The organism is Meiothermus cerbereus DSM 11376 (genome assembly GCF_000620065.1).
Taxonomy (GTDB): domain Bacteria; phylum Deinococcota; class Deinococci; order Deinococcales; family Thermaceae; genus Meiothermus; species Meiothermus cerbereus.
This window is the reverse complement of the sequence record NZ_JHVI01000014.1, coordinates 25016-51261: the sequence shown is the minus strand read 5'-3', so window position 1 is coordinate 51261 and position 26246 is coordinate 25016. Positions and strand designations below refer to the sequence as shown.

The window sequence follows — 26246 nt, the reverse complement described above, 5'->3', positions numbered from 1 at the left end:
GTCGAAAGGAGCAACCATGTTCGACTCCAGATTGCACAACCTGGCGCTGCTATGGCTGGTCGGCCTTGGCTGGGCTGCGGGTACTACCTACAGCATTGTGGTGAACGGCAAGACCTACCTGCCCCTCTCGGCGCGCAAGGAGCCGAGGGTTGGCTGCAGCCTCAGGGGAACCATGCCCACCCTGGGCATGGCCGCCGCCAACCAGCCCCCCGGTGGGGCCAAAGAAGGGAAGTGAGTATGTGGAAGAGGAACCTGCTGTCTTTTACCGTATTTGCCCGTACTGCAACCGCGCCGTGCCGCTTGGCGCGCCGGAGCGCTACTGCCTCAACGACGGGGAGCGGCTGCTCGAGGCCTGTCCCCGCTGCGGGGCCCGCTTCACCTCGCCATATGCGCGATTTTGTGGAACCTGCGGGCTTGAGCTCGCCAGCGTTTTAGTACAGAGGAGGAATTCATGAAAGCATATAAGTGGTTTGGCGTACTAGTTATCCTGATGGCTGCATTGGGAGCCTGTTCACCTGGGGGAAGCAAGCCCGATCCCAATCTGTTCAGCGAGGCCAACGCCTGGAAGGAAGGCCTTCCTGCCGATGCCCAGGTGGTAAGCCCGGAGGAGTTCCAGAAGGGCATTGCCTCAGGCGAACTGGTGCTCTCCAGTACGGCTTCTATTGCTGCGGCCAGGCAGGCTCGAGAAATCCAGTACCAAAACGACAAGCGCTTCCTGAGCGGCATCTCTAACCCGGACCCCAACACCGCCGCCCTGCTTGCCGAGGCCGCGGGTAGCCCTAGCTTCGAGGGTGACCGCCCGGTAAGCGGGCCGGGGGGAGAGTCGGTGGTGCTGTTTGGCCTCGGAACCCAGCTGCACAACGCTGCCGAAACCTACCAGCGCTCGCAGAGCGTGGACAACGCCCTGGACGACTACGCCTTGAGCTACGCGCTCCTGCCCGAAGACCTCAAACCCCGCGCCCCCACCCCCGATAGCCTAAAGGGGAAGCCGTTGGCCGAGATTAAAGCGGCCCTCCATCAGCTCAACGAGCTGCTCGGAAGCCAGCCGGCCAGCCTGCGTATGGCCCGGCTCGAGCCCATGGGAGGCATTCAACCCCAGGCCATCAACCCAGGCAACGGCACCGACAACAACGGCCCCTGCAATTCCACCAACCTGGTTAAGCGCTTCTGGTTTCCCCTGAAAAACTTTATCAGCCCGGTTAAGAACCAGGCCAGACGCGGCACCTGCTGGGCCTTTACCGCCATTGGGGCAGTGGAAAGCCGCGAGCGGGTGCAAAACAACAACCCAGCCGACCTTTCCGAGCAGTTTTTGGTCAACAAGGTCAAGCAGGACTGGGACTCCAGCGACTACACCGACGGCTACTGGTCGGAAAAGGCCCTCGAGACCGCGGTCAATAAAGGCCAGAGCTTCCCCAGCGAGGGGGGCTGGACCTACAACGGGGCCACCTCACGCCCCAGCGTCAAAGACGGCGACAGCGACTCGTATGCCAACAGCTGCAACGGCTACACCGGCACCTGCTCGGATACGGCCCACCAAAGCCGCCGGGTCTGCACCACCTTTATATTTACCTTTTGTGGCTACGCCAAGGCTACCTTTGGCGGGCCGGGGGTGGCTTCCTCACGCACCATCCAGGTCTGGAAAAATGGCGACACCTTCGACCTCAACCGCTTGCGCAACTACCTTTCGCAGGGCTACGTGCTGCTGGCCTCGTTCCCAGTCTACAAAGGCTTCATGGACGATGTGAAGAGCGACGGTGTGGTGAGCAACTACAGCAGGACCATGCTTGACAAGGGTAAAGAGGTCAGTGGTTCTTATGGCGGCCACGCCGTGCAGATTGTGGGCTTTTTGTCCAACGAGGAGATGAGCGAGTTCGGCCAAACCCCCAACATTGGCGGGGGTGGGTATTTTATCGTCAAGAACTCCTGGGGCTGTGGCGCAGGCGATGGTGGTTTTTACTACGTCCCTGCCGATTACGTAAGCAGCATCTTCAACTCCCTGAGCGTGCTGAACTTCGATGGTCGCCGCAGCGAGGCCTGGAAGCGAGAGCAAGCCGCCCCGGGTGGCTCCGAAGCACCTAAAATCACCATCAAGACCAACCCTGCTACAGTGCAGCTGCGCGTCGAGACCAACCTGGCCCAGTTCTTTAGCGTGACCCACCCTGTTGCCAAGAGCGTTAACCTAACCGTGACCTCAAACCTGGACGGCACCCTCTTTAATGGCAGCTGGAGCACCGACCGCAACAGCCTGTTCGGCCCTGAGCTCAAGCGCACCTTCACCACGGTGGGCAGCAGGACGCTGACACTCCTGGCCCGGTACGGCAGCAGCCAGGCCAGCAGCAGTTTTGTGGTTAACGTGACCAATACCCCGCCCACCCTGACCCTTCAATACGGCGGCACCCCCCGCCAGGGCGAGGCCTACCCCATCACGGCCCTCATTACCGACCCCAACGAAGCCGATACCAACCAGCTATGCAGCAAAACCAACTGGTCGGTAGACGCCCCCGACACGCTTTCGACCAGTACAGGCTGCTCGGTTTCGGTTACCTTTGGTGCTACCGGCACCCGCCAGGTTCGTGTCACTACCCAGGATAGCGAGGGAGCTACTGCCGCGCAAACCCTCAACCTGAATGTCCTGGAGCCGCCTGTCAACCCCTATCCCAAAATTACCGACTACGGGGTGTACTCGAGGGAGTACTCAGGTGGGCAGTTCCGCATCTGCACGAGTGTAAAGGTAGCGGGCGGCAGCACCATTGTCTTGAGCGATATAGGTTGTACCCTCCGCATTGGGCCTACCCCTACCCGCTACTACGGCGGGATTACCGTGGAAAACCCCAGCAACGAAGCCCTGACCTACGACTGGAAGCTCTACGTGAGTGGCCCAGGGTTTGACAAAGTGCTCCGCGCCGATAACGCTTCTACGAGCAACGTTTTCGACTTATACAACGTCTACAATGCTGGGCTGGGCACCGACAATTGCCGTGTAACCGTAAAGGTCAACGCCCCCGACCCCAGCCGCAGCAAGGGGCCCATCACGGTGTGGACGGGCCGGTGCACCTACTACTCGTTCAGGCTCAACTAGAACGTGATTCCGGTAAACACAACCAGAATACGGCGCACCGTGCGCCGTATTCTCCTGAAGTAGCATGCAGAAATGCGAAAGATTATTGGTGCGGTGTTTGTATCGTTGGACGGTGTGATGCAAGCCCCTGGAGGGCCAGAGGAGGATTGCAGCGGGGGGTTTGAACTCGGCGGCTGGATCTGGGCGTATTCCGACGACGTCACGCGTGAGGCCGTGCGGGGCTATCTGCTGGGTGCGCCCTATGCGCTGCTGCTGGGGCGCAAGACCTACGAGATTTTTGCCCCATACTGGCCCCAGATGCCCCCGGAGAACCCCATTGCAGCCCGGTTCAACCCTACGGCCAAGTATGTGCTCTCGAGCCGCGACCTGACCCCCACGTGGCACAACAGCCACCGCTTGCCCAACCTGGATGCCCTTCGAAAACTCAAGGCCACCGAAGGCCCCGACCTGCTGGTGCAGGGAAGCTCGACGCTCTACCCCCAGCTGCTGAAAGCGGGCCTTTTGGATCGGCTCATCGTCCAGACCTATCCGGTGGTGTTGGGCCAGGGCAAGCGGCTTTTTGGCGAGGGTACGCCGCCCGTTGGCCTGAAGCTGGTGGGTAGCGTGGTTTCGACTACGGGTGTGGTGATTGCTACCTATGAGCCCACAGGTCATAAACCCCAGACCTCCACCGTGCCCTGAGCAAAAGTCTCCTCCGGGGTACTTGTCGGCCAAAGACAAGGGCGCCATAAGCGGCGACACCGGGGCCAGTAAATGGTATTTTGAGCAGCAACCATGAACACCATCGCGGCAGACCTAGAAGGCACCCTAACCACCGGCGAGACCTGGCGGGGCATGGCCGCCTGGATGCAGGCGCACGGGCGGGCGGGGGAGTATCAGAGGTTTTTCTATCGCAACCTGCCGGGCGCTGTGGCCGCGCGGCTGGGCCTGGCAGATAAGCGGGCCTTTCAGGATCGCTTTATGGAAAGGGCCGCAGGGCTTTTGGCGGGGTTGGGGCAGGCCGAGCTAACCGCCGTGAGCGAGTGGGTGGTTACCAACGAGCTCTGGCCCAAGCGACGGCTCGAGGTGCTGGACGAATTGCTCAGGCTGCGGCAGGAAGGGCGGCGGCTGGTGCTGTGCTCGGCCACCTTCCAGCCCATTCTGGAAGCCTTTGCGCGGCGGCTGGGGGAGGGGGTGGAGGCCCTGGGCACACCCCTCGAGGTCGAAGGTGGTGTTTTTACCGGTCGGCTGCGGGGGCCAGTGCGCTCGGGGGCTCATAAAGCCGAACACCTTGGCAAGTTTTTGCAGGGAGAGGCGCTCTTCGCGGCTTATGGCGACAGCTTGCCCGACCTGCCGATGCTCGAGCTGGCCGAGCAGCCGGTGGTGGTGTACCCCGAACCCAGGCTGCGCCAACTGGCGATGGCGCGTAACTGGAGGATTATCGGATGAAACATTTTCCTCTGGGACGACCCGCCCGCATTGCCGTCATGGCCTCGGGGCGCGGCAGCAATCTGGAAGCCTTGCTCAAAGCCTTTCCCCACGACAACCCACTGGGCCACATCGTGCTGGTCATCTCCGACCGGCGTGAAGCTTTGGCCCTGCAAAAAGCGGTTGAGGCCCAGGTAGAAGCCGAATACGTGCCCTGGCCCAGGAACCGTACACAAGGTGCAGCCGGCACTACCGGGCGCTTTCAGTTCGAGCAGGTAGCGGGCCAACTCCTGCGCGACCACCACATAGACCTGATTCTGCTGGCGGGCTTTATGCGCCTATTGTCGCCGGAGTTTGTGCAAGCCTGGGAGGGGCGCATCCTCAACATTCACCCCTCGCTTTTGCCGCAGTTTCCCGGCCTCTTCGCCCAGCGCCAGGCCCTCGAGGCGGGGGTGAGCGAGACGGGCTGCACCGTGCACTTTGTGGATGCCGGTATGGACACCGGCCCCATCGTGTTGCAGCGCCGGGTTCCGGTACTGCCAGGCGATACCGTGGAAACCTTGTCGGCCCGCATTCTGGAACAAGAACACCTGGCCTACCCAGAGGCGGTGCGGATGGTGCTGAGGGGGGAGGTATGATGCCAACCCCAACTGAAGTGTTGTGCAGCACAAACCCGAAGCTGCCCCACCGCTGCCTCAGGTGGGGCCCTCAGCAAAAAGAGCGAGCTTCGGGTGGGTTCGCAGGCCCCTATTCGCTGTTCACTGCCCCCTGTTATTCTTAGCTCCGTGAAAGTATTGGTCGTTGGTTCGGGCGGGCGGGAACATGCGATGTGTTGGAAGGTGGCGCAGTCGCCGCTGGTGAGCGAGCTGTACGCTGCACCAGGCAACCCTGGTATGGCCGAGCTGGCCGAGTGCATTCCCTGGGATGGTGACGTGCAGGGGTTGGCCGAGTGGGCCGACCAGGAAGGCATCGAGCTAACCCTGGTGGGGCCGGAAGCGCCGTTGGTGGAGGGAATCGCCGATGCGTTTCTGGCCAGGGGCCTGAAAATTTTTGGGCCCACCCAGCAGGCTGCCATGATCGAGGGCTCCAAGGCCTTTGCTAAGGGGCTGATGGAGCGCTTTGGCATTCCCACGGCCCGGCACAGGAGTTTTAGTGACGTACTGGACGCCCTGGCCTACCTCGAGGGGGTGGGGGCGCCCATCGTGGTCAAAGACTCGGGTCTGGCCGCGGGCAAAGGGGTAACGGTGGCAACCAGCCTGCAACAGGCCAAGCAGGCCGTAGCCAACATTCTTTCGGGGCCAGAGCGCACCGAAATCGTAATCGAGGAGTTTTTGAGCGGCTCCGAGGTCACTGTGCTGGCCGTAACCGACGGCATCACCATCAAGCCCCTGCTGCCCTCCCAGGATCACAAGCGCTTGCTCGACGGCGATACCGGCCCCATGACCGGGGGCATGGGGGCTATCTGCCCCTACCCTTTGGCGCCGGGCCTGCTGACCGAGATTATCGAGCGGGTGCTCAAACCCCTGGTGGATGGGCTGCGGGCTGAAGGGATCGTCTACAAGGGGGTCATTTACGCTGGCCTGATGCTCACCGACGATGGGCCCAAGGTTCTGGAGTTTAACGCCCGTTTTGGCGACCCCGAGTGCCAGGCCATTCTGCCCCTGCTCAAGACCGACCTGGTGGAGCTGGCCCTGGCGGTGGTGGAGGGCCGCCTGCACGAGCTGACCCTGGACTGGCATCCGCTGGCTTCGGCCTGTGTGGTGATGGCTGCGCCGGGCTACCCCGACGACCCCCATAAAGGCCTGCCGCTGTCGCTGCCCCAGCGGCCCCCCGAGCAGGTGCTTTACTTTCAGGCTGGAACCCGCAGAGGCCCGCAAGGCCTGCTCACCAACGGGGGCCGGGTGCTGAGTGTGGTGGGGCTTGGTGAGGATCTGCGCCAAGCCATTGAGCGGGCCTATGTGGGGGTGGGTGCGGTCAGATTCGAGCACGCCATTTACCGGCGGGATATCGGGCGCAAGGTTATTTGATGGCTGCCCTCGAATGTTGCACTCTTCTTGTGAAGAGCGCTCTATCCAGCCCTATCGCCCGTGTATGGTGTCCAGCAGAGGCTGGTGAATCAGGCCGTTGGAGGCTACCAGGTAGCGGTTGCCCAGCCGGTAGGCCTCCCCCTCCATGCCCGTAACCGTACCCCCGGCCTCGCGGATGATGAGCCAGCCTGCGGCCACATCCCAGGGGTTGAGCTTCACCTCCCAGAAACCATCCAGACGCCCGGCGGCCACGTAGGCCAGGTCGAGGGCGGCAGCGCCGGGACGCCGCACCATAAGCCCTCTGGTCAGGGCCCGCTGGAAGTAGACCAGGTTTTCGGTGTCTTTGCTAACGTCATAGGGGAAGCCGGTGGCCAGCAGGCTTCCCACCAGGGTGGCTCGAGGGGAAACCCGGATGGGGCGGCCATTCATGAAGGCCCCGCCCCCCTTGGTAGCGGTGAATAGGTCGCCCCGGGCGGTATCGAGAATCACTCCCAGCACCACCTCGCCGTGGGCCTCGAGGCCGATACTCACCGCATAAAAGGGAAAACCGTGGGCGTAGTTTACGGTGCCATCCAGGGGGTCTACAATCCAGCGAAAAGCCCCTTCTCTGTCCTGGCCCTGCTCCTCTCCCAGCACCACGTGGTCGGGGTGGCGCGCGGCAATGAGTTCTCGGATGGCCGCTTCCGACTCGTGGTCGGCCTGAGTAACCAGGTCTGTGGGGGTGGACTTGCTGCTTAGGGTAAAACCCTTCTCCTGGTAGTACTGGTGAATGCCTTTGGCCAGATAGGCTGCATCGAGGGCGGTCTGCAGGTATACACGCAAGTCCATATTTCAGATTCTATCGCGGTTTTTAGTGATTCTGCTGGGCCTCTTGCTTTAGGCATCCGCAAAGTTCTGGGATTCGATGGGCTTCTGGCCTACCAGATAGCGGGGCCGCTGGGTCAGGTCAGGTAGCACCCGGGCCTCGAGCCAGCCCTGGGCGGTGGCTTCGGCCAGCAGCGTGTAGACGTTTTCGGGGGCCAGTTCCAGCCACAGCCAGCCCCCAGGTTTGAGGGTCTTCCAGGCCTGGGGTAGCAGTTCGCGGGCCACCTCCAGGCCATCCGGGCCGGCGTAGAGGGCGGTGGAATCTTCGTAGGCCAGCTCGGGCGGGGCTTCTTCGCGGTAGCTGTCGGGCAGGTAGGGGGGGTTGGAGACAATCAGATCCAGCCCCTGCAGGTTGGCGGTAAAGGGGGCTTCCAGGAAGGTGACCTCGAGCCCCAGTTGCAGCGCGTTTCTGCGGGCCAGCTCGAGGGCTTTGGGGTTGATATCGCTGGCCCAGACGGTGGCCTGGGGCCGCATGGCCTTGAGGGCCAGCGCGATGGCCCCGCTGCCGGTGCCAACATCCAGCACACGAGCCGGTTTGTCCAGCGGCAGGTGGGCCAGGGCGTGTTCGACCAGCCCTTCGGTCTCGGGCCGGGGAATCAGAACCCCGCGCTCTACCCTGAGCTTGAGCCCATAAAACTCGGCTTCGCCCAGCAGCAGCTGCAAGGGATAGCCCGAAAGCCGCAGGCGCAACATGGCCCAGGCGGCTTCTTCTACGTCCGGCGGCACGGATTCTGTAAGCCGTAAGGCCAGCTCATGGTCGCTTAGCTGGGCTGCGTGGGCCACCAGCCAGCGCGCCTCGACGGCGGGTTTCCCGGCAGCCAGCAGCTCCTGTTGCAAAGCCTGCAGAAGCTCTAAAAAGCGCTTAGGCCTGGGGGTCATTTTCGGGTGTGCTGGCCTCCCGCGGTAAGACCACCACATGGCGTTCTTCCCCTTCGCCCACCGAGGTGGTGGTTACTTTGGGGTGCTGTTTGAGCATCACGTGAATCAGGCGGCGTTCGCTGGGGCGCATGGGGGGCAGTTCGATGGGCTGACCGCTCACCTCCACCTGCAACACCGCGTCGGAGGCCATCCGCCGGATGCGCTCTTCGTTGCGGCGACGGTAACCTGCCGCATCCAGCACCACCCGGTAAGCCGGGCCGAAGTGCTTGGCCATGGCCACATTTACAATGAACTCGAGGCTTTGCAGGGTTTTGCCCTCGCGCCCAATCACCCGCCCCGAGTCGCCTCCCAGAATCTCGACCCGGAACAGCTCGCCATCCTGGGCTATTTCCACCGAATAGGCTGGGTCTAAGCGCAAGAGCAATCCCACCATAAAGTGCTCGAGCACGCTTTTGGGGTCTTGTGCCTGGTTGGGCTGGGTCACGAGTGGGGCGGCCTCTTCCTCCTTCAGTACGACCTCGGGGGCGCTTTCGTTTTCCCCAATCCCCAGGTCGGATAACAGATCATCGAGTCCACGCTTTTTGTCATCCATAGCTAATCGTCCGATTATAGCTTACCAAGCATAGACAAAAAACGCCCCCAGTTGGGGGCGAATAAATATATACTGACTAGCAGCCGTTACCAAAGGAAATTGCTAAGAAAAGTGTTGTAAATCCCTAGAAGTTCCATCAGGATTTCCATTTTTTTCACCTCCTCACACAGAATTATTTCAAACCAACCGCACGATTGACATCGTGCGGTTGGTTTTTCTATTGCTGGATGTAAAAAATCTAAACTACTAGCTGGCTACGAAAGGCTTTCCAATCCCAAGTTGCTTATTTATCAAGTACTGCTGGCCTACTCCCAGGATGGTGAACAAGGTGTAATATAAGTTCACGCCCGCAGGAAAACTAAAAAGGATAAAAGCAAAAACGAGATTGATTATTATCCCTTGCCGAATGGCATCCCTGTTTCCTGCCGCGGTCATAAGCGTAGACAAAAAAATGACCAGTATGTAAATGATAGGAAGAATGTAGAGCGGATCCGGCAAGGCCAGGTCTGGAACCCAAAGAAAACCCTGACCAAACTCATAGCCCGACATTAGTTTGAACATCAAGAATAGGATAGGCATCTGCAAAAGTAAGGGAAAGCAGCCGCCCAGGGGGTTGATCTTGTGCTCCTGGTAAAGCTTCATCATCTCTTCTTGCTGCTTTTCCTTGTTGTCTTTGTACTTCTCCTGAATTTTTTTCATCAGGGGCTGGATTTTTTGCATCTCGGCCATGCTCTTATACTGCTGGTGCATCAAGGGCCAAAACAATATCCGAATCAAGATTGTGACCAGCACAATTGCCAATACCCAGCTACCCCCGGCCAGTTTGTGGGCTTCTTCTAACAGCCACAGCAGGCCAAGCGAAATCTGGCCCCAGATGTTGGGCTGGAAAACCCCCGGCAGCTCATAGAAGTTCTCCACGTTCAGACGCACCAGCTCGTTGGCGCCGCCATATACCTTGAGATTAAAGTTGCCCGCCGGGACGCTAATCTCTGCGATGCCTGCGCCGTTGAGCTGGGTGAGGGTGATGGGGGTGGGGGTTTGGGGGCGGATAAACATGGCAAAACCCGCGCTCTTTTGGGTCTGCCAGCCCACGTACACTGCCGGGCCTTGCCCTGCGTTAAGGGGTTCTTTATTGCCCTGCCCCAGCCACTTGGTGATGGGGGTGTCGGTTCCGCCAATGCCGGCCCAGACCAGCTTGCGAGGGGTGGGGCTTTGCACATCTACGTCGATGGTCAGGAAGCGGGGGTGGACGGTGTAGGTAAGAGTGGTGCTACCGTCGCTAAAGCGGGCGATGAAGTCGGCATCGGGGTTGCCTGCTTCCCGACGGATAAACTCGCGGCTGCTTGGGGTGAAGCCCTCGAGGGTTCCGGGTAGGGTCTGGCTCGAGTGAACCAGGTTTGGAGCGCGGTCGTAGTTGCCCTTGAAGTCGGTGGCGCGCACAGTTTTGATGTACCAACCCACAATCTGACCCTGTTCATTGAAGGCGATGTCGGCCAGGTTGGTGACGGCCACTTTTTCGGGCTTGCCGTCTTTGTTGACATCTACCTCGCGCCACTCAGGGGTGAGGGCGAAGGCGGGGGCCAGGGCGATCAAAGCCAAACTTATCCAGAACCAGCGTTTCATCCAGTTGCTCCTTTTACTTCAGCGAGTCCAGGGGATTCCAGCGGACTCGAGGCCTTTCCTCAGGTACATAATCCAACCCACCCGGGTGCAGGGGGTGGCACTTAAGAATACGCTTGAGGCTCAGGTACAGGCCCCAAACAGGCCCGTGGCGCTCCAGCGCTTCCAGCGCATAGTGGCTGCAGGTTGGGTAGAAGCGGCAGGTGGGCGGCTTCAATGGCGATATAAAGCGCCGGTAAAAGCGCACGCTGCCCTTTAGAAACTGGTTCAACATCTCAGACCGACGCTCCGGGTTTCCACAATAGAGCAAACCAACCTGTGTCATTGTACCAGCCCGCTCTTTTTTAGGGCATGGGTTAGATCCTTTAGTAAATCCCAGTAGGACGCGCCCACCGCCTCGGGCTGGGCCACCACCACCATCTCGCACGGCGGAAGGTGCATTTTTCGCAAAATTTCCCGTAGGCGACGGCGAATCTTGTTACGCACGGTAGCTTTTTTGGACACCTTATTGGAGACCACTATGCCCACCCGCACCGGATTGAAGGCGTTGGGTCGTAGCGGGAACCAGCGCACCATCAGGTACTTTCCACGCCCCATGCGCCCCCCACGAAGGCGCTGGAAGGCTCTTTCACCTTTGAGGGAAGAGAATGGCATGGATGTGTGGCCAGGTCTTATGGCTAATTGTGTGTAGTTGTGTATAGGGAAAAAAACTCCCCAGCATCGGGGAGCCGGGAAAACGCCCTGGGTCTAGCGGCGCAATTGAGGCTCGCTGCTGACAGTCAGCTTTGCGCGGCCTTTAGCGCGGCGGCGGGCTAGTACTTTGCGGCCTTCGGCGGTCTTCATCCGGGCGCGAAAACCGTGGGTTTTGGCCCGTTTACGCTTGTTGGGTTGCCAAGTGCGTTTCATCGCTTCCTCCAAAAAACTGGCCGGGTTAGAGCCAGAAAAGTAATCCTGCCGGGCCGAGCCAGGCAACCCTAAAAGTGTAGCACATTGGCCCCAAAGCGGGAAGCGGGGGAAGACATCGGGGCACCTAGATGCTTCAAGCCTCTTCTGGCTGGGCTCGAGGCTCTGGGTTAAAAGCAACGCAGGGCCAGGACTAAAGGAGGGGGTGGGCTTCGCATAACAAAAAAACTTCATTTTGTGCAATGCCTGCAATATAACGTTTTTTTGCATACAAGGCCACAAAACGTTGACATAATATAGGGCCCATCGGTATACTCTAGCCCAACCAAACGCTTGTTTGTTAGTCGAGTAGGCAATGCGGGGTATGAGCCTTTAAAGGGATGTTTCATAGTTTCAGGAGGCCTGGTGCAGCTTAAGGTAGAACGTGTATCACTAAACTTTGGCGGGGTGAGGGCGCTTAGCGAGGTCTCCCTCGAGGTTGCCAACGGCGAGCTGGTCTCGGTGATTGGGCCCAACGGTGCGGGCAAGACCAGCCTGCTCAACTGCATCTCGGGTTTCTACCACCCCACTTCGGGCAAAATCATTTTTGAAGGCCACGACCTGACCCACGCCTCACCCCACCAGGTTACCAAGTATGGTATCGCGCGGGCTTTTCAGAACATCGAGCTATTCACCGGCATGTCGGTGCTGGAAAACCTCCTGATGGCCCGCCACACCTTTGGGCACTACAACCTACTGGATAACATCCTGATTTATGGCCGGGCCATGCGGGTCGGTGTGGAAAACCGACGCTTCTGCGAAGAGATCATAGATTTCATGGAGCTCGAGCCCTACCGCAAAGCCCTGGTGGGCGACCTGCCCTACGGGGTGCGCAAGCGGGTCGAGGTGGCCCGGGCCCTGGCCCTCTCGCCCAAGCTCTTGCTGCTGGACGAGCCCATGGCCGGCATGACCCTGGAAGAAAAAGAAGATATGGTGCGCTTTATCCTGGACATCCGGGCCGAGCGCGGTACCACCATCATCCTCATCGAACACGACCTGGGCGTGGTGATGGACATCTCCGAGCGGGTCTACGTGCTGGATTTTGGTCAGGTGATTGCCTCGGGGCTGCCCGAGGAAGTCAGCCAGAACCCGCGCGTGCAGGAGGCCTATGTGGGGGTGGATCATGTGGCATAAAGCGAGAGGCGTGGAAAGTGGAAAGAGAAAGGAGAAAAGGGACTTCAAAAGCCTTTACTTTTCTCTTTCCCCTTTTCCCTTTTCTCGCCTTTACCCATTGCGTGGAGGTTGCCCATGATGCCCTCCGGCTACGAGCTCAAAAAATACACCCTCCCGCAAGTCCTCCAGATGCGGGCCAAAGCGATGCCCAAGCAGGTGGCCATCCGCGAGAAGGACTTTGGCATCTGGAACGAGATCACCTTTGCCGACTACTACCGGCACGTAACCCGTTTTGCCGCGGGTCTTTTGGCGCTGGGCTTCGAGAAGGGGGAGCGGCTGGCGGTGATTGCCGACAACATCCCCGAGTGGCTCTATGCCGAACTTGCCACCCAGTCGCTGGGCGGGATCTCGGTGGGTGTGTACCAGTCTTCGCTGCCCCCCGAGATTGCCTATGTGCTCTCCTATACCGGGGCGGCCTTTGTGGTGGCCGAGAACCAGGAGCAAGTGGACAAGCTCCTGGAAATCCGCAGCGAAATTCCCAGCGTGCGCAAGGTCATCTACGAAGACCCCAAGGGGATGCGCGCCTACCAGGACGACCCCTGGATCATCGGCTTCGAAGAGGTGGAGCGGCTGGGCGAAGCATACCTGGAGAAGCACCCCCAGGCCGTGGAGGAACGCATTGCCCAGGGCCGGCCCGAGGACGTCTGCCACCTCTCCCTCACCTCCGGTACCACCGGCAGGCCCAAGGCCGCCATGCTAATGCACCGCAACCTGCTGCACATGGGGGTGGCTTTGCAGGAGATTGACCCCCTGAAGCCTACCGACGACTATTTGTCTTTCTTGCCCTTTGCCTGGATTGGCGAGCAGATGATGTCGGTGGGCATGGCGCTGGCCGGTGGGTTTGCCGTCAACATGCCCGAGTCGGTAGAGACCGCCATGAGCGACCTCAAGGAGATTGGGCCGCACGTGATGTTCAGCCCGCCCCGGGTCTGGGAGGGCACCCAGAGCCAGATCTGGGTTCGTATCTCCGAGACCTACGCCTTCAACCGCTGGGTCTACCAACAGATGCTCAAAATCGGCTACCGCGCCGCCGACTACCGCATGAGTGGTAAACCCATGCCCCTGGGGCTGCGCCTGGCCTACTGGCTGGCCGACCAGGTCATGTTCAAACCCCTGCGCGACCAGCTTGGTTTTTTGCGGCTGCGCCGGGCCTACACCGGCGGGGCTGCACTCGGCCCGGATGTCTTCCGCTTTTACCACGCCATTGGGGTTAACCTCAAGCAAATCTACGGCCAGACCGAGATCATCGGGATTGCCTTTGTGCACCGCGACGGCGACGTGCGGGCCGATACGGTGGGGGTGCCGATTCCGGGGGGCGAGGTCAAAATTAGCGAGCGCGGCGAAATTCTGTGCAGATCCGACGCGGTGGTGGCGGGTTACTGGCAGAACCCCGAGGCCACCGCCGAAACCTTTGCCGATGGCTGGCTGCACACCGGCGATGCCGGCTACCTCACGCCCGAGGGCCACCTGGTGGTGATTGACCGGGTATCGGACGTGATGCACACCAGCACCCAGCAGATGTTCAGCCCGCAGTTTATCGAGAACAAGCTCAAATTCAGCCCCTACATCAAAGAAGCGGTGGTCTTTGGCGACCAGAAGCCCTACCTTACCGCCTTTATTAACGTAGACCCCCAGACCGTGGGCAAATGGGCCGAGGACAACCGGATTGCCTACACCACCTATATAGACCTCTCGCAAAAGCCGCAGGTGGCCGAGCTCATTCGCAAGGAGGTGAGGGCGGTCAACGCAGGGCTACCCGAGCACTTGCGCATCCGACGCTTTGTGTTGCTTTATAAGCTGCTCGATGCCGACGATGACGAGCTGACCCGTACCGGTAAGGTGCGCCGGAAGTTCATCATGCAGCGCTATCAACCCCTTGTGGATGCGCTTTACGGCCATGCCGACACGGTGCAGGTGGACACTGAGTTCAAGTACCAGGACGGTACGGTGCAAAAAGTCTCGGTAGAGGTAAGGGTGCTCGAGGCCAATGGCAAGACCGAACTGGTGGGTGCATAGGAGGCGTAGTCTGTGATCGACTTTGTGCAAAACCTCATCTCCGGTGTGGCCGTAGGCTGCATATACGCCCTGGCTGCACTGGGATTTGTGCTGATTTACAAGTCCAGCCGGGTTATTAACTTTGCCAACGGCCAGTTTATTGCCATTGGGGCTTTTATGGCCTATGCCCTGGCGGTGTGGGTCAAGCTGCCCATATGGCTGGCGGCGTTGGTGTCCATGCTGCTAACGGCCGGACTGGGGTTTCTGGTAGAGCGGGTGTTTTTGCGCCGGATGGTGGGGCAGCCGATTATCTCGGTAATTATGGTCACCATTGGTCTGGCCAGTGTGCTGGACGGCCTGATGTACCTGACCCCCTTTGGTTCGGGCAATTTCACCTTCCCGGCATTTTTGCCGGCGGGAGGGCTCAACCTGGGGGCCATTAACATCTCGTACCCACAGCTTTTGGCGATTGGTTTTACCGTAGTGTTCTTGCTGCTTTTTGGCTGGTTTTTCCAGCGTTCGGTGCTGGGGGTCTCGATGCGGGCGGTGGCCGACGATCAGATGGCCTCCATGAGTGTGGGGGTCTCGGTGCAGCGGGTTTTTGCACTGGCCTGGGCGGTGGCAGGCCTTACGGCTGCTGCTGCTGGCATTGTGGTCGGAACGGTGTCGGGCCTGAACCAGGACGGCCTGATTGCTATCGGACTGGCGGTATTCCCGGCAGTGATCCTGGGGGGTTTGGACTCGGTTCCGGGAGCCGTGGTGGGGGGTATCGTCATAGGCATCCTGCAGTCCTTTTCTACCGCCTACCTGGATGGGTTCTTTAGCCAGATTGGACTGGTAGGGGGTGGCTCGCAGTATGTAATGCCCTTTGTGGTGCTGCTGGTCATGCTGTGGTTCAAGCCCCATGGGCTGTTTGGCACCGAGGAGATTGAGAGGGTGTGATGAGGAACGAACAGCGAGCAAAGAGAAAAGTAGAAGGAGGAAAGCAGGGGCCTCTGGGCTCTCCTTTGCTCTTTTCTCTTTCCACTTTCTACGCTTTTTGGGGGGGTTTCTATGCGTAACCCCTGGGCCCAGACCGGCAACTACCGCACCTCCTACGTGCAGGACACCACCATCTTTGCCAACTACCGCGAGATTGTCTCGCTGGTGCTGCTGCTTGTAGCCCTGTGTATCCTGCCGATGTTCTTAGAACGCTCGCAGGTGCTGGTGCTCAACTTCATTCTGATTTACATCATTGCGGTGCTGGGGCTCAACATCACCACCGGCTATGCGGGCCTGATTAGCGTGGGTCAGGCGGCTTTTATGGGGGTGGGGGCTTACACGGTGGCCTTGAGCGCACCCAGCCTACCGTTCTGGTTAACGGTTCCTTTGGGGGGCTTTGCAGCGGCCATCATCGGCTTCATCGTGGGAATTCCGAGCCTCCGGGTCAAGCACCTCTACCTGGCGCTGGCGACGCTGGCATTCCAGGAGATTTTCGTGTGGGTGGTGGGGCGCAGTCCGGCCCTGGCCCAAGGGGCGGCGATTCCGGTGGAGATGCGAAACTTTTTGGGCCTGGAAATTAGCTTCCGCAACCACAACTATTTCTGGTACTACGTGATTTTGTTCGTGCTGGTGCTCGTGGTCATAGCCTGGCGCAACCTGCTGCGGGGCAAGTATGGCCGGGCGCTCATCGCCGTGCGCGACAACGACCGCGCCGCCGACGCTATGGGTATGGATCCGGGCCGCACCAAGCTCATGGCCTTTGCCCTGGGGGCCTTCTACGGGGGGGTGGCCGGGGGTTTGCTGGCTTATATGCAGCGGGCGGTGGTGGTGGAGGAGTTCACCCTGGGCCGCTCGGTGGCCCTGCTGGCCATGGCCATTGTGGGCGGGCTGGGCACGGTGGTGGGCAGCATACTGGGCCCGGCCTTTATCGAGTTTTTGCGCTTGTACGTGGAACGGCTTTCGGAATGGATGAAATCCAACGCCTTCATTCAGAGCATCACCCCGGCGGGTGTGGATGTGGCCTCGGCCTTGCTGCCCCTTTCTTTTGGCCTGGTGATTGTGCTGTTCCTGGTTTTCGAACCGAGAGGGCTATACAACTGGTGGCGGCTTGTGCGAAGTTATTTCCGAACCTGGCCGTTCAAGTATTGAGGCCCGCAACCAAGGCAACACCGCGTTAGGCGCGTTGCAATCTAAGTGAAGATTAGCAGAGATAGAGGAGGCATCATGAAGCGAGCGATGGTTTTAGCAACAGTGGCACTCCTGGGACTGGCTATGGCCCAGGGGCGCACGGTCAACCTGCTGTGGTCGGGGGCCGTGACGGGGCCCACCTCGGACGTGGGGGGGCCGTATGGGGCGGGTATCGAGGATTACTGCCGCTATGCCAACGAGCAAAAACTGATCCCCAACGTCACCCTCAACTGCAGCGTGCGGGACGACCAGTACCAGAACCCCAACACTCAGCGCATCTTCGAGGAAGCCCTGGATCGGGCCAAGCCGGCTATTTACCTGGGCTACTCTACCGGGGCCATGCTGCAACTCAAGCCCCTCATCAACGAAGTGAAGATGCCCACCATTCCCGCCTCGGCCCACATCGGCCTGATTGAACCGCCCAACAACCAGTACATGTTCCTGCCGGTGAGCAGCTACTCCGAGCAGGTGGTGGCGCTGATGGAGTACATCAACCGAACCAGCAAAAATGCCAAGATTGCCCTGGTGGTGAACCCCAGCCCCTTCGGGCGTGCGGTGGTAGACCATGCCCGTCGAGCTGCCCAACGGTTGGGACAGACCATCGTGGATGTGCGGGAAGTGGGCGGGGGCAACCTGGACAACACCGCCCTGTTGCGCGCACTGGATGCTGCCGGGGTCGAGTTCATCATCCACCAAAACGTAGCCGGGCCGGTAGCCAACATCCTCAAGGACGCCAAGCGTCTGGGACTGGATAAAAAGATCAAGCAGATGGGGGCGGTTTACACCGGCGGTGCCGATTTGATTCGCCTGGCCGGGGATGCGGCTGAGGGCTACTTGTGGGCCAGCAGCTACTACACCCTGGACGAGAACGCACCGGGCATTAACCTGCAGAAGCAGCTGGCCGCAAAATATAACCGCGGCGCCGATATTCTCAACTCCACCAACTACACCGCCGGGATGCTGGCGGCGGCCATCGCGGTAGAGGCCATGAAGCGGGCTGCCCAGCGCTTCAATGGCCGCATTGATAACGAAACCGTCTACCAGGCCCTGATTGGTATGAACGGCCCCAACGCCTTCAGACCCGGCTTTGCGGTCTCTACCAAGGCAGGCATCGAGATCGACTTCACCCGCAGCGAGCAGACCGGAGCCGAGGGGTTGCGGGTGTTGGAAGCTAGAGGCGGCAAGTTTGTTCCGGTAACTGAACCCTTTACCTCTACGCTGTTCCGCCAGGTGAGAAACCCCTAAAGCTGGGCCAGAGGCCAGTAGCTGATAGCTGAAGAAAATTTAGCCATCGGCTACTGGCTACAAGCGATGAGCGAGGCTATATGCAACCTGAAGACCTGGGCCCCATTTTGCTGGAAGTTAACAACATCGAGGTAGTGTATAAGGACATCATTCAGGTGTTGCGGGGGGTGTCGCTGAAGGTGCCCGAAGGGCACATTACCGCCTTGCTGGGCCCCAATGGCGCCGGAAAGACCACCACCCTGCGGGCCATTTCGGGGTTGCTGGTGCCCGAGGACGGCAAGGTGGTGTCGGGTTCTATCCTGTACCGGGGCGAGAACATTGCCAACAAGCTGCCGGAGCAGATTGTGCTCAAGGGCATTGTGCAGGTGCCGGAGGGAAGGCGGGTTTTTAAGCACCTTACGGTGGAGGAAAACCTGCGGGTGGGTTCGGTTACCCGGCGCGACTGGGCTAAGGTCAAGGAAGACCTCGAGCGCATCTACCACTATTTCCCCAAACTGGCCCTGATCAAAAATCGCCTGGCGGGCTACTGCTCGGGCGGCGAACAGCAGATGCTGGCTATTGGGCGGGCCCTGCTGGCCAGCCCGCGCCTTTTGCTGCTGGACGAGCCCAGCCTGGGGCTGGCCCCCCTGCTGGTGCGTGAAATTTTCGATATTGTGGCCCAGATCAACGCCGAGGAAGGCGTGACGGTGCTGGTGGTGGAGCAGAACGCCCGGGTGGCCCTCTCGGTGGCCCACTATGGTTACATCATGGAGTCGGGGCGGATTGCCCTGGAGGGTACCAAGGAATACCTGGAAACCAACCCCGATGTGAAGGAGTTTTATCTGGGGGTGGCCAAATCGGGTGGACGCAAGAGCTTCAAGGATGTAAAAAGCTACCGCCGCAGAAAGCGGTTTATGTAAAGGTTGGCGGAGCTCTGGAAGAGCGAGTGCAGACTCGCTCTTTTTTTGCAACATAGAGCGCTCTTCAAAATGAAGAGTGCGATAAAGCAGGGTGTAAATGCCCGGCCTAAAGTACCATGGGGGTCATGAGCGAGACCACACTGCCCACCAAAGAACAGATTTTGGAAGCCCTCAAGGTTGTGCGCGACCCGGAGATTCCGGTTAACGTGGTGGATTTGGGCCTGGTCTACGACGCCGAGGTCAAGGAGGGGGGCGTGGTGGACATCACCATGACCCTGACCTCCATTGGCTGCCCCGCCCAGGATATCGTCAAAGCCGATGCTGAAATCGCCGTGATGCGTTTGGAAGGCGTTAATGCAGTAAACGTAGACTTTGTCTGGACGCCGCCCTGGACACCCGCCCGCATGACCGAAGATGGCAAGCGTCAGATGCGGATGTTTGGCTTCAATGTTTGATGCTCGGCCTCAGGCTCGGCTGGTGAATTCCCGTTTGATGTAAAGCACGGGATCGGTGGGGTTGCCGGTGGCTTCTATCAGCCGCTCGAGCTCTTGATCTTCGAGCTCGAACAGCGCTGCGTATTCGGAAGGGGCGACCACCGCCTCCTTGAAGTCGGTTACGCCCCGCTCGATAAACCAGAGGGTAATTTCTCTGAGCGCCGCATCGCCTGCGGCCCCAAAGCGAGGACCAAAAGCATCCAGGCTCAGGATGCGGTGTTTGCCCTCCCGTACGAAGATGGCAAAGCGGGCATTGGCCCGCTGGTCCTGCCAGTCGGTGATGTATGTAACCGTGGCCTCGGAGAAATCAACGCCCTTCAGCGCCTCCTTGAGGGCCAGAAGGGTTTTTTGGGGAGCGCCGCGAAGGCCGACTATTTCCATGCCTTCATTCTATAGCTGCTTTTGTGCGGATACTGGCTTTATCGCACTCTTCACAGACGTAGCCTCCAAGTTGTGAGCAGCTTAAGAGCGCTCTAGAGGTAGGCATCTCGGGTTGTCTGCCTGTTTGCTGGAGGCGCGGTAGCCCGGTTCAGCTCGAGGTCTAAGTTGCGCCAGGGTAGATTGGCAAAACCAGCGGAGTGAGTCGGCGCAATTCCCCCAGCGATCTTTCGGAACAGCAGCTTGTATTTCAACGATGGAGACACTTAGGGCAGCAGGAACGAGATGAGCTTGGTCTCGAGGAACTCCTCCATGCCCCAGTGCCCACCCTCGCGGCCCAGGCCAGAGTTTTTGTAGCCGCCGAAGGGCAGGTTGGAGCCCATCGCGCTGGGGACGGGGTCGTTTACGCCCACAATGCCGTACTCGAGCGCTTCGGCCACCCGGAAGGCGCGGGAAAGGTCTTTAGTCCAGATGTAGGCGGCCAGGCCATAGTCGGTGTTGTTGGCCCAGGCGATGGCCTGTTCTTCGTCCTCGAAGGGCATCAGGGGGGCTACCGGCCCAAAGGTTTCCTCTTCCAGGATGCGCATGCCCGGCTGGATGCCGGTGAGGACCGTAGGGGCGTACAAAAGCCCGCCCAGGGGCTTGCCGCCCGCGACCACTTGAGCGCCTCTGGCAAGAGCGTCCTGCACGTGCGAGACCACTTTATCCAGCCCTTGCTGTTCGACCAGTGGCCCCACGTTGGTGCTGGGATCCAGGGGGTCGCCCACCTTGAGCTGGCTCACCGCCTCGGCCAGTGCCCCGGCGTAGTCGGCCTCGAGCTTCTTGTGCACATAGATGCGGTTGGTGGTTACACAGGTCTGGCCGGCGTTGCGGTACTTGGAGAGCAGGGTGAACTGCACCGCTTTTTCGATGTCGGCGTCCTCGAAGATGATGAAGGGGGCATTGCCGCCGAGCTCGAGCGAGACCCGCTTGAGGGTATCGGCCCCCTGGCGGTAGAGAATCTTGCCCACAGGCGTAGAGCCGGTAAAGGTGATCTTGCGGATACGCATGTCCTCCATCAGGACCCTCGAGACCGGCACCGGGTCGGAGGCGGGCAGCACCTGCAAGGTTCCGGCAGGCCCCCCGGCTTCTTCCCAGAGCTTGGCCAGGTACAGCGCACAGAGGGGGGTTTGCTCGGCGGGTTTAACGATGATGGTGCAGCCTGCCGCCAGCGCGGGCGCGGCCTTGCGGGTGATCATGCTGGTGGGGAAGTTCCAGGGCGTGACGGCATACACCGGCCCTACCGGCTCGTACACGGCCATCTGGCGCTTGTTGGGGAAACGCGAGTGAATAAGCTCTCCGTTTACACGGGTGGCTTCCTCGGCGCACCACTCCACGAAGCTGGCCGCATACAAGACCTCCCCTTTGGCCTCAGTGATGGGTTTGCCCATCTCCAGTGCGGTCAGGCGCCCCAGCTCCTCCTGGTGGGCAATGAGCAGGTCGTTCCACTTGCGCAAAATTTTGCCCCGCTCGAAGCCGGTCAGCTTTTTCCATTCCTTGAAGGCTGCCACTGCTGCATCGGCGGCCATTCTGGCCTCGGCCTCGCCGCAGTCGGCCACCTCGGCCACCAGGCTGCCGCTGTAGGGGCTTTTGACCGGGAAGGTTTTGGGGGTTTTGTGCCACTTACCGCCCAGGTAGGCCAGGCTGGGAAATTCAAAATCTTTGACCATAGTTCCTCTAGCATACCCTGGCCCCGCCGGGCGCTTTGTGGGAGTTGTCTTGCAATTTCCAGCAACCGGGCCGGGCGCGGAGGCCAGGTCGTTGGCGGTGCTGGGTTCTGGGGTATAGCGGCCCCCGCCGCGCTCGAGCCGTAGCAGCGGGTCTGCCGCCCGCAGGGCATCCCAACCCGTCGGGTTGGCCTCCATTTTGCTCCACCGCTGGAAAGCCTTGACCGGGGCAGCTACACTTGAATCATCGGTTCTGCCGATAGGAGTCCTTGGTGCAAATATCGCTCAAACAGTTGGTGTATTTCATAGCGGTGGCCGAGTCGGGTTCGATTTCCAGGGCCCTTACCTCGCTCAACGTGAGCCAGTCGGTGGTTACGGAAGCCATCAAGAAGCTGGAAGACACCCTGGGGGCCGAGCTTTTTACCCGGCATGCCCGGGGCATGATTCTGACCCACGCCGGACACCAGTTTTTGCGCCACGCCCACGAGGTGCTGGCTGCGCTACGAAACGCCGAGCAGGCCATCCGCGAGCGCCCCGATGCCACCTCCGGGCAGCTCAACCTGGGCGTGACCAGCCTGGTAACGGCCTACTATCTGCCCTACCTGCTCGACCGCTTCGAGCGGGTATTTCCGGGCATCCAGGTGGCCGTGGTGGAAGACCGGCGGGGTTATATCGAGCACCTGCTGATTAATGGCGAGCTGGATGTAGCGGTGATGAATGTCTCGATGGTGGACAAGCAGGCCCTCGAGACCCGCACCCTGCTGCGGGCCCCCTGGCGGGTCTGGCTGCCCACCAACCACCCGCTGGTGCAGCACGAGGCGGTGTCGCTGGGGGACTTGCGGGACGAGCGCTTTTTGTACCTGAAGAACGACGAGCTCGAGGAGGTCACCCAGCAGATCTACCGCTTGAGCGGCTTCCCCCGGGTGGCGGTGCGTACCGATTCCATCGAGGCCATGCGCAGCCTGGTGGCGGTGGGAATTGGCGTGGCGGTGTTGCCCAACCTGATGTATAGGCCCTGGAGCCTCGAGGGCGATCGGCTGGAGTCGCGCCCCTTGCTCGAGGGTTTACCCCGTCTGGAGATCGGGGTGGCCTGGCGCCGGGGCAGCGCTCTTAGCGAGGCGGCCCGGCAGTTTTTGGTGGTGGTAGGGGAGCACAGCCGGGTGCAGACCTACGGGATGGGCTACAGCGACCTGCTAAGCACCGGGGAGTAGCCCCGATTCCCAATCTGTTTTTCCGATGCCTCCCATATCCTCAGGTTTCTTGTGCGCTGCTTCCCAGGGGCTTTATCGTTAGGGGCAGTTCGACAGCTGGCGTTGTCTTGTTGGTGGGGCTTAGCCTTTGGGGCTGTCGTAGCTGGTGGAGGAGGGAGCATGAGAACACGATGGTTCTTGGCAGTGGTAGGTTTAGCGGCAGTGGCGGGTCTAGCGGTGGCACAACTTCCGGCCAGCCGGGCCAAGCAGTCGTTGGGGCCCAGCGAGGGCCAGCTCAACATCCTGGCCTGGCCGGGCTATGTGGAGAATGGCTCTACTGACAAGAGCGCCGACTGGGTCTCGGGCTTCGAAAAAGAGACCGGCTGTAAGGTGACGGTTAAGGTGTTCAGTAGCTCGGACGAGGCCGTTCGGCTGATGAACCAGGGCGGCTACGACCTCGTGACCGCCTCGGGCGATGCCACCCAGCGCCTGATAGCCGGCAACGTGGTAGCTCCGGTCAACTGGAACCTGATTCCCAACACCCGTAATATTGACCGACGCCTGCTCAATGCGCCCTGGTATGTGGTGAACGGGGTGCGGTATGGGGTGCCCTACCAGTTTGGCGTAAACGTGCTGGCCTACAACACCAACGTCTTCAAGACCCCACCGGATAGCTGGAAAGTGGTGTTTGAGGAGATGATCCTGCCCGATGGCAAGAGCAACAAAGGCCGCATCCAGGCCTACTATGGGCCTATCTATGTGGCCGATGCCGCGCTCTATCTGATGCGCACCCGGCCCGAACTCGGCATCAAAGACCCCTACGAGCTCAACGAGCGGCAGTACCAGGAGGTGCTCAAGCTGCTGCGCCAGCAGCGGGCCCTCCTCCAGCGCTACTGGAACGATGCCAACGCCCAGGTGCAGGACTTCACCAACGAAGGGGTGGTGGCCTCGACCACCTGGATCTTCCAGGTGAACACCCTCAAGGCCAACAAGCGACCCATTGACTGGGTGGTGCCCAAGGAAGGGGCCACCGGCTGGGCCGATACCACCATGCTGGCGGCCAACTCCAAGAACTCCAACTGCGCCTACCGCTGGCTCAACTGGCAGCTTACCAACAAGGTGCAGGCCGACATTGCGGGCTGGTTTGGCTCCAACCCGGTGGTTCCGGCAGCCTGCAACACTCCCGGCTCCTTGCTGCCTGCCGATGGCTGCAAGAACCAGGGCTTTAACGACTTCGACAAGATTTTCTTCTGGCGCACCCCCACCGTCCAGTGCCGCACCCAGAACAACCAGTGCGTGCCCTATAGCCGCTGGGTGAGCGACTACATCGCAATTCAGGGGGGCAGGTAAGGAAGATCACCAACCACTCCTGGCATCCCGGCGCGGTAATACCGGATTCGGTTGGTTCGTTACGGGATGGTGACGAACCAACCCAGCCAGCGGGAGTTCTCTGCTTCGACAAGCTCAGTGATCGAAGGACTCAAAAAGATAGCCTCGCACCGCGTTAAGGAGCCAAGCGATTCGTGGGTAGGGTAAGGTTGGGCGCGGTAACGCTTGGCATAGTGACCAGCCCCCACCCATGTCAACAGACGATAACCTCGCTACGGATAACCTCGCTACGATGGTACAGATGTATAAAGAACCCAAAACTCAATCCGTTCAGGCTGCTGTGGAACTACGCGGGGTGTCGTGTTACTTCGGCCCGGTGAAGGCCGTGGACGGGGTGGATCTGGAAATCTTCCCCGGGGAGTTTTTCTCCATGCTGGGGCCGTCGGGCTCGGGCAAGACCACCTGCTTGCGCCTGATCGGCGGCTTTGAGCAGCCCACCTCGGGGCAGATTGTGCTGTTTGGACAGGAGGCCTCGAGGCTGCCGCCTTACGCCCGCGACGTCAACACCGTGTTTCAGGACTATGCGCTTTTTCCGCACATGAACGTGCGCGACAACGTGGCCTATGCCCTGATGGTGCGGGGGGTTCCCCGGCCTGAGCGCCACCGGCGGGCCGAGGAGATGCTGGAAATGGTCAAGCTCTCGGGGCTAGGGGATCGGCGGCCTGGGCAGCTTTCCGGCGGGCAGCGGCAGCGGGTGGCCCTGGCCCGCGCCCTCATCAACCGGCCCAAGCTCCTGCTGCTGGACGAGCCCCTGGGTGCGCTGGATTTGAAGCTGCGCGAGGAGATGCAGATCGAGCTGAAGGCCCTGCAACGCCAGCTCGGCATCACCTTCATCTACGTGACCCACGACCAGGGCGAAGCGCTTTCCATGTCGGATCGGGTGGCGGTGTTCAACCAGGGCAAAATCGAGCAGCTCGACAGCCCCAAAACCCTCTACGAATACCCCAGAACGGAGTTCGTAGCCCGCTTCGTGGGGAGCGCCAATGTGCTCGAGGGCCCCCTGCATGGTCTGGGCAAGGGCAAGTTCGCCCTGCGCCCCGAGCGCATTGCCATCCAGGCGGGAAGCCACGATGGGCCTGGCAGCCTGTGCGGTACCTTGCTGGACATCCATTACCTGGGCGCCCAGACCCGCTACGAAGTCCAGGTCGGTAGCGAGCGCCTTACGGCGATTACCTCCTCGGAACAGCAAGGTTTGCAGATAGGCAGCGCGGTTACCCTGCGCTGGGACAGCAGCGCATTACGACCCTTGCAGGAGGGAGCATGACCCTGCGCCGCCGCCTTTCCGACGCGCTCTATGTGCGCCCAATGCTGCTGCTGTCGCTCTTGTTGATTCCGCCGTTGCTGTGGCTGGGCATTATCTACCTGGGTTCGCTCTTCAACCTGATGCTCTATAGCTTCTACTCCCTCAACGACTTTACCGGCCAGGTGGAGTACCGCTTTTCCCTCTCGGCTTTTCAGCAGCTCTTTAGCTCCCCGGCCAACATAGACATCGTGCTGCGTACCACCCTGATGGCCCTGGCGGTTACGCTGGCCTGCGCGGCCATTGGCTTCCCGGTTGCCTACTACATCGCCTTTTATACCCAGGGCAGCGCCAGAACCTTCTGGTATCTGATGGTGCTGCTGCCGCTCTGGTCGAGCTACCTGATTAAGGTTTATGCCTGGCGCCTGATTCTGGCAGGCGAGGGGGTGGTGAGCTGGTTTTTCAACCAGTTGGGGCTGGGCTGGCTTTTGCAGGGCATCCTGAGCCTGCCGGTGATTGGGGGTTCCAGCCTTTCCAACAGCTATCTGGGCATGTTTTTGGTGTTCACCTATATCTGGCTTCCCTACATGATTCTGCCCATCATCGCGGCCCTCGAGCGCGTCCCCCGTTCGCTCATCCAGGCCTCGTCCGACCTGGGGGCTAAGCCCAGCCAGACCTTTCGCAAGGTGATCTGGCCGCTGGTCATTCCGGGGGTGGCGGCGGGTTCCATTTTTACCTTTTCGCTGACCCTGGGCGACTACATCATCCCGCAGGTGGTGGGGCAGCCGGGCTTTTTTATCGGACAGATGGTCTACGTGCAGCAGGGCACCGCGGGCAACCTGCCGCTGGCGGCAGCTTTCTCGGTGGTGCCGGTGGTCATCATTGCCATATACCTGCTGATTGTGCGGCGACTGGGGGCCTTCAATGCACTATGAGGGCCGCACATCCTACGGAAGGG

The 26246-nt window shown here is 60.4% G+C and carries 27 protein-coding genes; 18 read left to right on the top strand and 9 right to left on the bottom strand.

Annotated elements, in window-relative coordinates; genetic code table 11:
- The first annotated feature begins 16 nt into the window (after positions 1-16).
- The 7 genes from Q355_RS16880 (at position 17) to purD (ending at position 6513) form a co-directional block, all read left to right on the top strand.
- Positions 17-235, top strand: a complete 219-nt coding sequence (locus Q355_RS16880; RefSeq protein WP_027877064.1) for a hypothetical protein — start codon at positions 17-19, stop codon at positions 233-235.
- Positions 213-455: a double zinc ribbon domain-containing protein gene (locus Q355_RS17300; RefSeq protein ID WP_425411855.1), complete on the top strand. Its 243-nt coding sequence runs from the start codon at positions 213-215 to the stop codon at positions 453-455. The genes Q355_RS16880 and Q355_RS17300 overlap by 23 nt, the downstream gene beginning before the upstream one ends.
- Positions 452-3079: a C1 family peptidase gene (locus Q355_RS16405; RefSeq protein WP_084496072.1), complete on the top strand. Its 2628-nt coding sequence runs from the start codon at positions 452-454 to the stop codon at positions 3077-3079. The genes Q355_RS17300 and Q355_RS16405 overlap by 4 nt, the downstream gene beginning before the upstream one ends.
- Positions 3080-3151: 72 nt before the next feature.
- The gene (locus tag Q355_RS15515; RefSeq protein ID WP_036258876.1) at positions 3152-3760 is read left to right on the top strand and encodes a dihydrofolate reductase family protein; all 609 of its coding nucleotides are present in this window, start codon (positions 3152-3154) and stop codon (positions 3758-3760) included.
- A 93-nt stretch (positions 3761-3853) separates the two neighbouring features.
- Positions 3854-4507 (top strand): HAD family hydrolase, encoded by a 654-nt coding sequence (locus tag Q355_RS0106555; protein ID WP_027877063.1) that lies wholly within the window; start codon positions 3854-3856, stop codon positions 4505-4507.
- Entirely contained in the window at positions 4504-5124 is a 621-nt protein-coding gene (gene purN / locus Q355_RS0106550; RefSeq protein ID WP_027877062.1) for a phosphoribosylglycinamide formyltransferase, read from the top strand. The genes Q355_RS0106555 and purN overlap by 4 nt, the downstream gene beginning before the upstream one ends.
- Positions 5125-5271: 147 nt before the next feature.
- Positions 5272-6513, top strand: a complete 1242-nt coding sequence (gene purD, locus Q355_RS0106545; RefSeq protein WP_027877061.1) for a phosphoribosylamine--glycine ligase — start codon at positions 5272-5274, stop codon at positions 6511-6513.
- A gap of 51 nt (positions 6514-6564) precedes the next feature.
- Here the strand turns inward: purD and Q355_RS0106540 are convergent, their stop codons facing one another.
- The 7 genes from Q355_RS0106540 to rpmH form a co-directional block, all read right to left on the bottom strand.
- Positions 6565-7341: an inositol monophosphatase family protein gene (locus tag Q355_RS0106540; protein ID WP_027877060.1), complete on the bottom strand. Its 777-nt coding sequence runs from the start codon at positions 7339-7341 to the stop codon at positions 6565-6567.
- A gap of 48 nt (positions 7342-7389) precedes the next feature.
- Positions 7390-8256: a peptide chain release factor N(5)-glutamine methyltransferase gene (prmC, locus tag Q355_RS0106535; protein WP_027877059.1), complete on the bottom strand. Its 867-nt coding sequence runs from the start codon at positions 8254-8256 to the stop codon at positions 7390-7392.
- Positions 8240-8848 carry a Jag family protein gene (locus Q355_RS0106530; protein WP_027877058.1) on the bottom strand — a complete coding sequence of 203 codons (609 nt, stop codon included), beginning with the start codon at positions 8846-8848 and terminating at the stop codon, positions 8240-8242. Before Q355_RS0106530 ends, prmC begins: the two co-directional genes overlap by 17 nt.
- 246 nt (positions 8849-9094) lie before the next feature.
- Positions 9095-10471: a YidC/Oxa1 family membrane protein insertase gene (locus Q355_RS0106525; protein WP_027877057.1), complete on the bottom strand. Its 1377-nt coding sequence runs from the start codon at positions 10469-10471 to the stop codon at positions 9095-9097.
- 13 nt (positions 10472-10484) lie between these two features.
- A complete protein-coding gene (yidD, locus tag Q355_RS0106520) occupies positions 10485-10742 on the bottom strand; it encodes a membrane protein insertion efficiency factor YidD (RefSeq protein WP_027877056.1) in 258 nt (85 codons plus the stop codon).
- A gap of 47 nt (positions 10743-10789) precedes the next feature.
- On the bottom strand, positions 10790-11065 hold the full coding sequence (gene rnpA, locus Q355_RS0106515; RefSeq protein WP_245597515.1) for a ribonuclease P protein component: 276 nt from the start codon (positions 11063-11065) through the stop codon (positions 10790-10792).
- A 150-nt stretch (positions 11066-11215) separates the two neighbouring features.
- Complete coding sequence (gene rpmH, locus Q355_RS0106510) at positions 11216-11374, bottom strand: 50S ribosomal protein L34 (RefSeq protein ID WP_027877054.1); 159 nt, start codon at positions 11372-11374, stop codon at positions 11216-11218.
- 399 nt (positions 11375-11773) lie between these two features.
- On the opposite strand from rpmH, the gene Q355_RS0106505 reads away from it, so the two are divergent.
- The 7 genes from Q355_RS0106505 (at position 11774) to Q355_RS0106475 (ending at position 19346) form a co-directional block, all read left to right on the top strand.
- Positions 11774-12544 (top strand): ABC transporter ATP-binding protein, encoded by a 771-nt coding sequence (locus Q355_RS0106505; RefSeq protein WP_027877053.1) that lies wholly within the window; start codon positions 11774-11776, stop codon positions 12542-12544.
- 114 nt (positions 12545-12658) lie between these two features.
- Positions 12659-14599 carry a long-chain fatty acid--CoA ligase gene (locus Q355_RS0106500; protein ID WP_027877052.1) on the top strand — a complete coding sequence of 647 codons (1941 nt, stop codon included), beginning with the start codon at positions 12659-12661 and terminating at the stop codon, positions 14597-14599.
- Positions 14600-14611: 12 nt separating this feature from the next.
- Positions 14612-15520 carry a branched-chain amino acid ABC transporter permease gene (locus Q355_RS0106495; protein WP_027877051.1) on the top strand — a complete coding sequence of 303 codons (909 nt, stop codon included), beginning with the start codon at positions 14612-14614 and terminating at the stop codon, positions 15518-15520.
- 111 nt (positions 15521-15631) lie between these two features.
- Positions 15632-16708 carry a branched-chain amino acid ABC transporter permease gene (locus Q355_RS0106490; protein ID WP_027877050.1) on the top strand — a complete coding sequence of 359 codons (1077 nt, stop codon included), beginning with the start codon at positions 15632-15634 and terminating at the stop codon, positions 16706-16708.
- Between the two features lie 75 nt (positions 16709-16783).
- Positions 16784-17992, top strand: a complete 1209-nt coding sequence (locus tag Q355_RS0106485) for an ABC transporter substrate-binding protein (protein WP_027877049.1) — start codon at positions 16784-16786, stop codon at positions 17990-17992.
- A gap of 80 nt (positions 17993-18072) precedes the next feature.
- Positions 18073-18891, top strand: a complete 819-nt coding sequence (locus tag Q355_RS0106480) for an ABC transporter ATP-binding protein (RefSeq protein ID WP_027877048.1) — start codon at positions 18073-18075, stop codon at positions 18889-18891.
- A gap of 125 nt (positions 18892-19016) precedes the next feature.
- A complete protein-coding gene (locus Q355_RS0106475) occupies positions 19017-19346 on the top strand; it encodes a metal-sulfur cluster assembly factor (protein ID WP_027877047.1) in 330 nt (109 codons plus the stop codon).
- Between the two features lie 9 nt (positions 19347-19355).
- Here the strand turns inward: Q355_RS0106475 and Q355_RS0106470 are convergent, their stop codons facing one another.
- Both Q355_RS0106470 and Q355_RS0106465 read right to left on the bottom strand, forming a co-directional pair.
- Positions 19356-19766, bottom strand: a complete 411-nt coding sequence (locus Q355_RS0106470) for a DUF3197 domain-containing protein (protein WP_027877046.1) — start codon at positions 19764-19766, stop codon at positions 19356-19358.
- A gap of 263 nt (positions 19767-20029) precedes the next feature.
- Positions 20030-21472 carry an NAD-dependent succinate-semialdehyde dehydrogenase gene (locus Q355_RS0106465; protein ID WP_027877045.1) on the bottom strand — a complete coding sequence of 481 codons (1443 nt, stop codon included), beginning with the start codon at positions 21470-21472 and terminating at the stop codon, positions 20030-20032.
- Positions 21473-21741: 269 nt separating this feature from the next.
- On the opposite strand from Q355_RS0106465, the gene Q355_RS0106460 reads away from it, so the two are divergent.
- The 4 genes from Q355_RS0106460 to Q355_RS0106445 all read left to right on the top strand — a co-directional run bounded on the left by Q355_RS0106460 (position 21742) and on the right by Q355_RS0106445 (position 26223).
- Positions 21742-22680 carry a LysR family transcriptional regulator gene (locus tag Q355_RS0106460; protein WP_027877044.1) on the top strand — a complete coding sequence of 313 codons (939 nt, stop codon included), beginning with the start codon at positions 21742-21744 and terminating at the stop codon, positions 22678-22680.
- 159 nt (positions 22681-22839) lie between these two features.
- On the top strand, positions 22840-24009 hold the full coding sequence (locus Q355_RS0106455) for an ABC transporter substrate-binding protein (protein WP_027877043.1): 1170 nt from the start codon (positions 22840-22842) through the stop codon (positions 24007-24009).
- A gap of 280 nt (positions 24010-24289) precedes the next feature.
- Positions 24290-25312, top strand: coding sequence for an ABC transporter ATP-binding protein (locus Q355_RS0106450; RefSeq protein ID WP_051529343.1), 1023 nt, complete (start codon positions 24290-24292; stop codon positions 25310-25312).
- The gene (locus Q355_RS0106445; protein WP_027877041.1) at positions 25309-26223 is read left to right on the top strand and encodes an ABC transporter permease; all 915 of its coding nucleotides are present in this window, start codon (positions 25309-25311) and stop codon (positions 26221-26223) included. Before Q355_RS0106450 ends, Q355_RS0106445 begins: the two co-directional genes overlap by 4 nt.
- The last annotated feature ends 23 nt before the right edge of the window (positions 26224-26246 follow it).

Coding starts and splice junctions, on each gene's coding strand:
- purN (WP_027877062.1), top strand. CDS start 4,504: ATGAAACATTTTCCTCTGGGACGACCCGCCCGCATTGCCGTCATGGCC.
- Q355_RS0106475 (WP_027877047.1), top strand. CDS start 19,017: ATGAGCGAGACCACACTGCCCACCAAAGAACAGATTTTGGAAGCCCTC.
- Q355_RS15515 (WP_036258876.1), top strand. CDS start 3,152: ATGCGAAAGATTATTGGTGCGGTGTTTGTATCGTTGGACGGTGTGATG.
- Q355_RS0106445 (WP_027877041.1), top strand. CDS start 25,309: ATGACCCTGCGCCGCCGCCTTTCCGACGCGCTCTATGTGCGCCCAATG.
- Q355_RS0106500 (WP_027877052.1), top strand. CDS start 12,659: ATGATGCCCTCCGGCTACGAGCTCAAAAAATACACCCTCCCGCAAGTC.
- rnpA (WP_245597515.1), bottom strand. CDS start 11,065: ATGGGGCGTGGAAAGTACCTGATGGTGCGCTGGTTCCCGCTACGACCC.
- Q355_RS0106555 (WP_027877063.1), top strand. CDS start 3,854: ATGAACACCATCGCGGCAGACCTAGAAGGCACCCTAACCACCGGCGAG.
- prmC (WP_027877059.1), bottom strand. CDS start 8,256: ATGACCCCCAGGCCTAAGCGCTTTTTAGAGCTTCTGCAGGCTTTGCAA.
- Q355_RS0106465 (WP_027877045.1), bottom strand. CDS start 21,472: ATGGTCAAAGATTTTGAATTTCCCAGCCTGGCCTACCTGGGCGGTAAG.
- Q355_RS0106485 (WP_027877049.1), top strand. CDS start 16,784: ATGAAGCGAGCGATGGTTTTAGCAACAGTGGCACTCCTGGGACTGGCT.
- Q355_RS16405 (WP_084496072.1), top strand. CDS start 452: ATGAAAGCATATAAGTGGTTTGGCGTACTAGTTATCCTGATGGCTGCA.
- Q355_RS0106450 (WP_051529343.1), top strand. CDS start 24,290: ATGTATAAAGAACCCAAAACTCAATCCGTTCAGGCTGCTGTGGAACTA.
- Q355_RS0106470 (WP_027877046.1), bottom strand. CDS start 19,766: ATGGAAATAGTCGGCCTTCGCGGCGCTCCCCAAAAAACCCTTCTGGCC.
- Q355_RS0106455 (WP_027877043.1), top strand. CDS start 22,840: ATGAGAACACGATGGTTCTTGGCAGTGGTAGGTTTAGCGGCAGTGGCG.
- Q355_RS0106540 (WP_027877060.1), bottom strand. CDS start 7,341: ATGGACTTGCGTGTATACCTGCAGACCGCCCTCGATGCAGCCTATCTG.
- Q355_RS0106490 (WP_027877050.1), top strand. CDS start 15,632: ATGCGTAACCCCTGGGCCCAGACCGGCAACTACCGCACCTCCTACGTG.
- Q355_RS0106525 (WP_027877057.1), bottom strand. CDS start 10,471: ATGAAACGCTGGTTCTGGATAAGTTTGGCTTTGATCGCCCTGGCCCCC.
- yidD (WP_027877056.1), bottom strand. CDS start 10,742: ATGTTGAACCAGTTTCTAAAGGGCAGCGTGCGCTTTTACCGGCGCTTT.
- rpmH (WP_027877054.1), bottom strand. CDS start 11,374: ATGAAACGCACTTGGCAACCCAACAAGCGTAAACGGGCCAAAACCCAC.
- Q355_RS16880 (WP_027877064.1), top strand. CDS start 17: ATGTTCGACTCCAGATTGCACAACCTGGCGCTGCTATGGCTGGTCGGC.
- Q355_RS0106480 (WP_027877048.1), top strand. CDS start 18,073: ATGCAACCTGAAGACCTGGGCCCCATTTTGCTGGAAGTTAACAACATC.
- Q355_RS0106530 (WP_027877058.1), bottom strand. CDS start 8,848: ATGGATGACAAAAAGCGTGGACTCGATGATCTGTTATCCGACCTGGGG.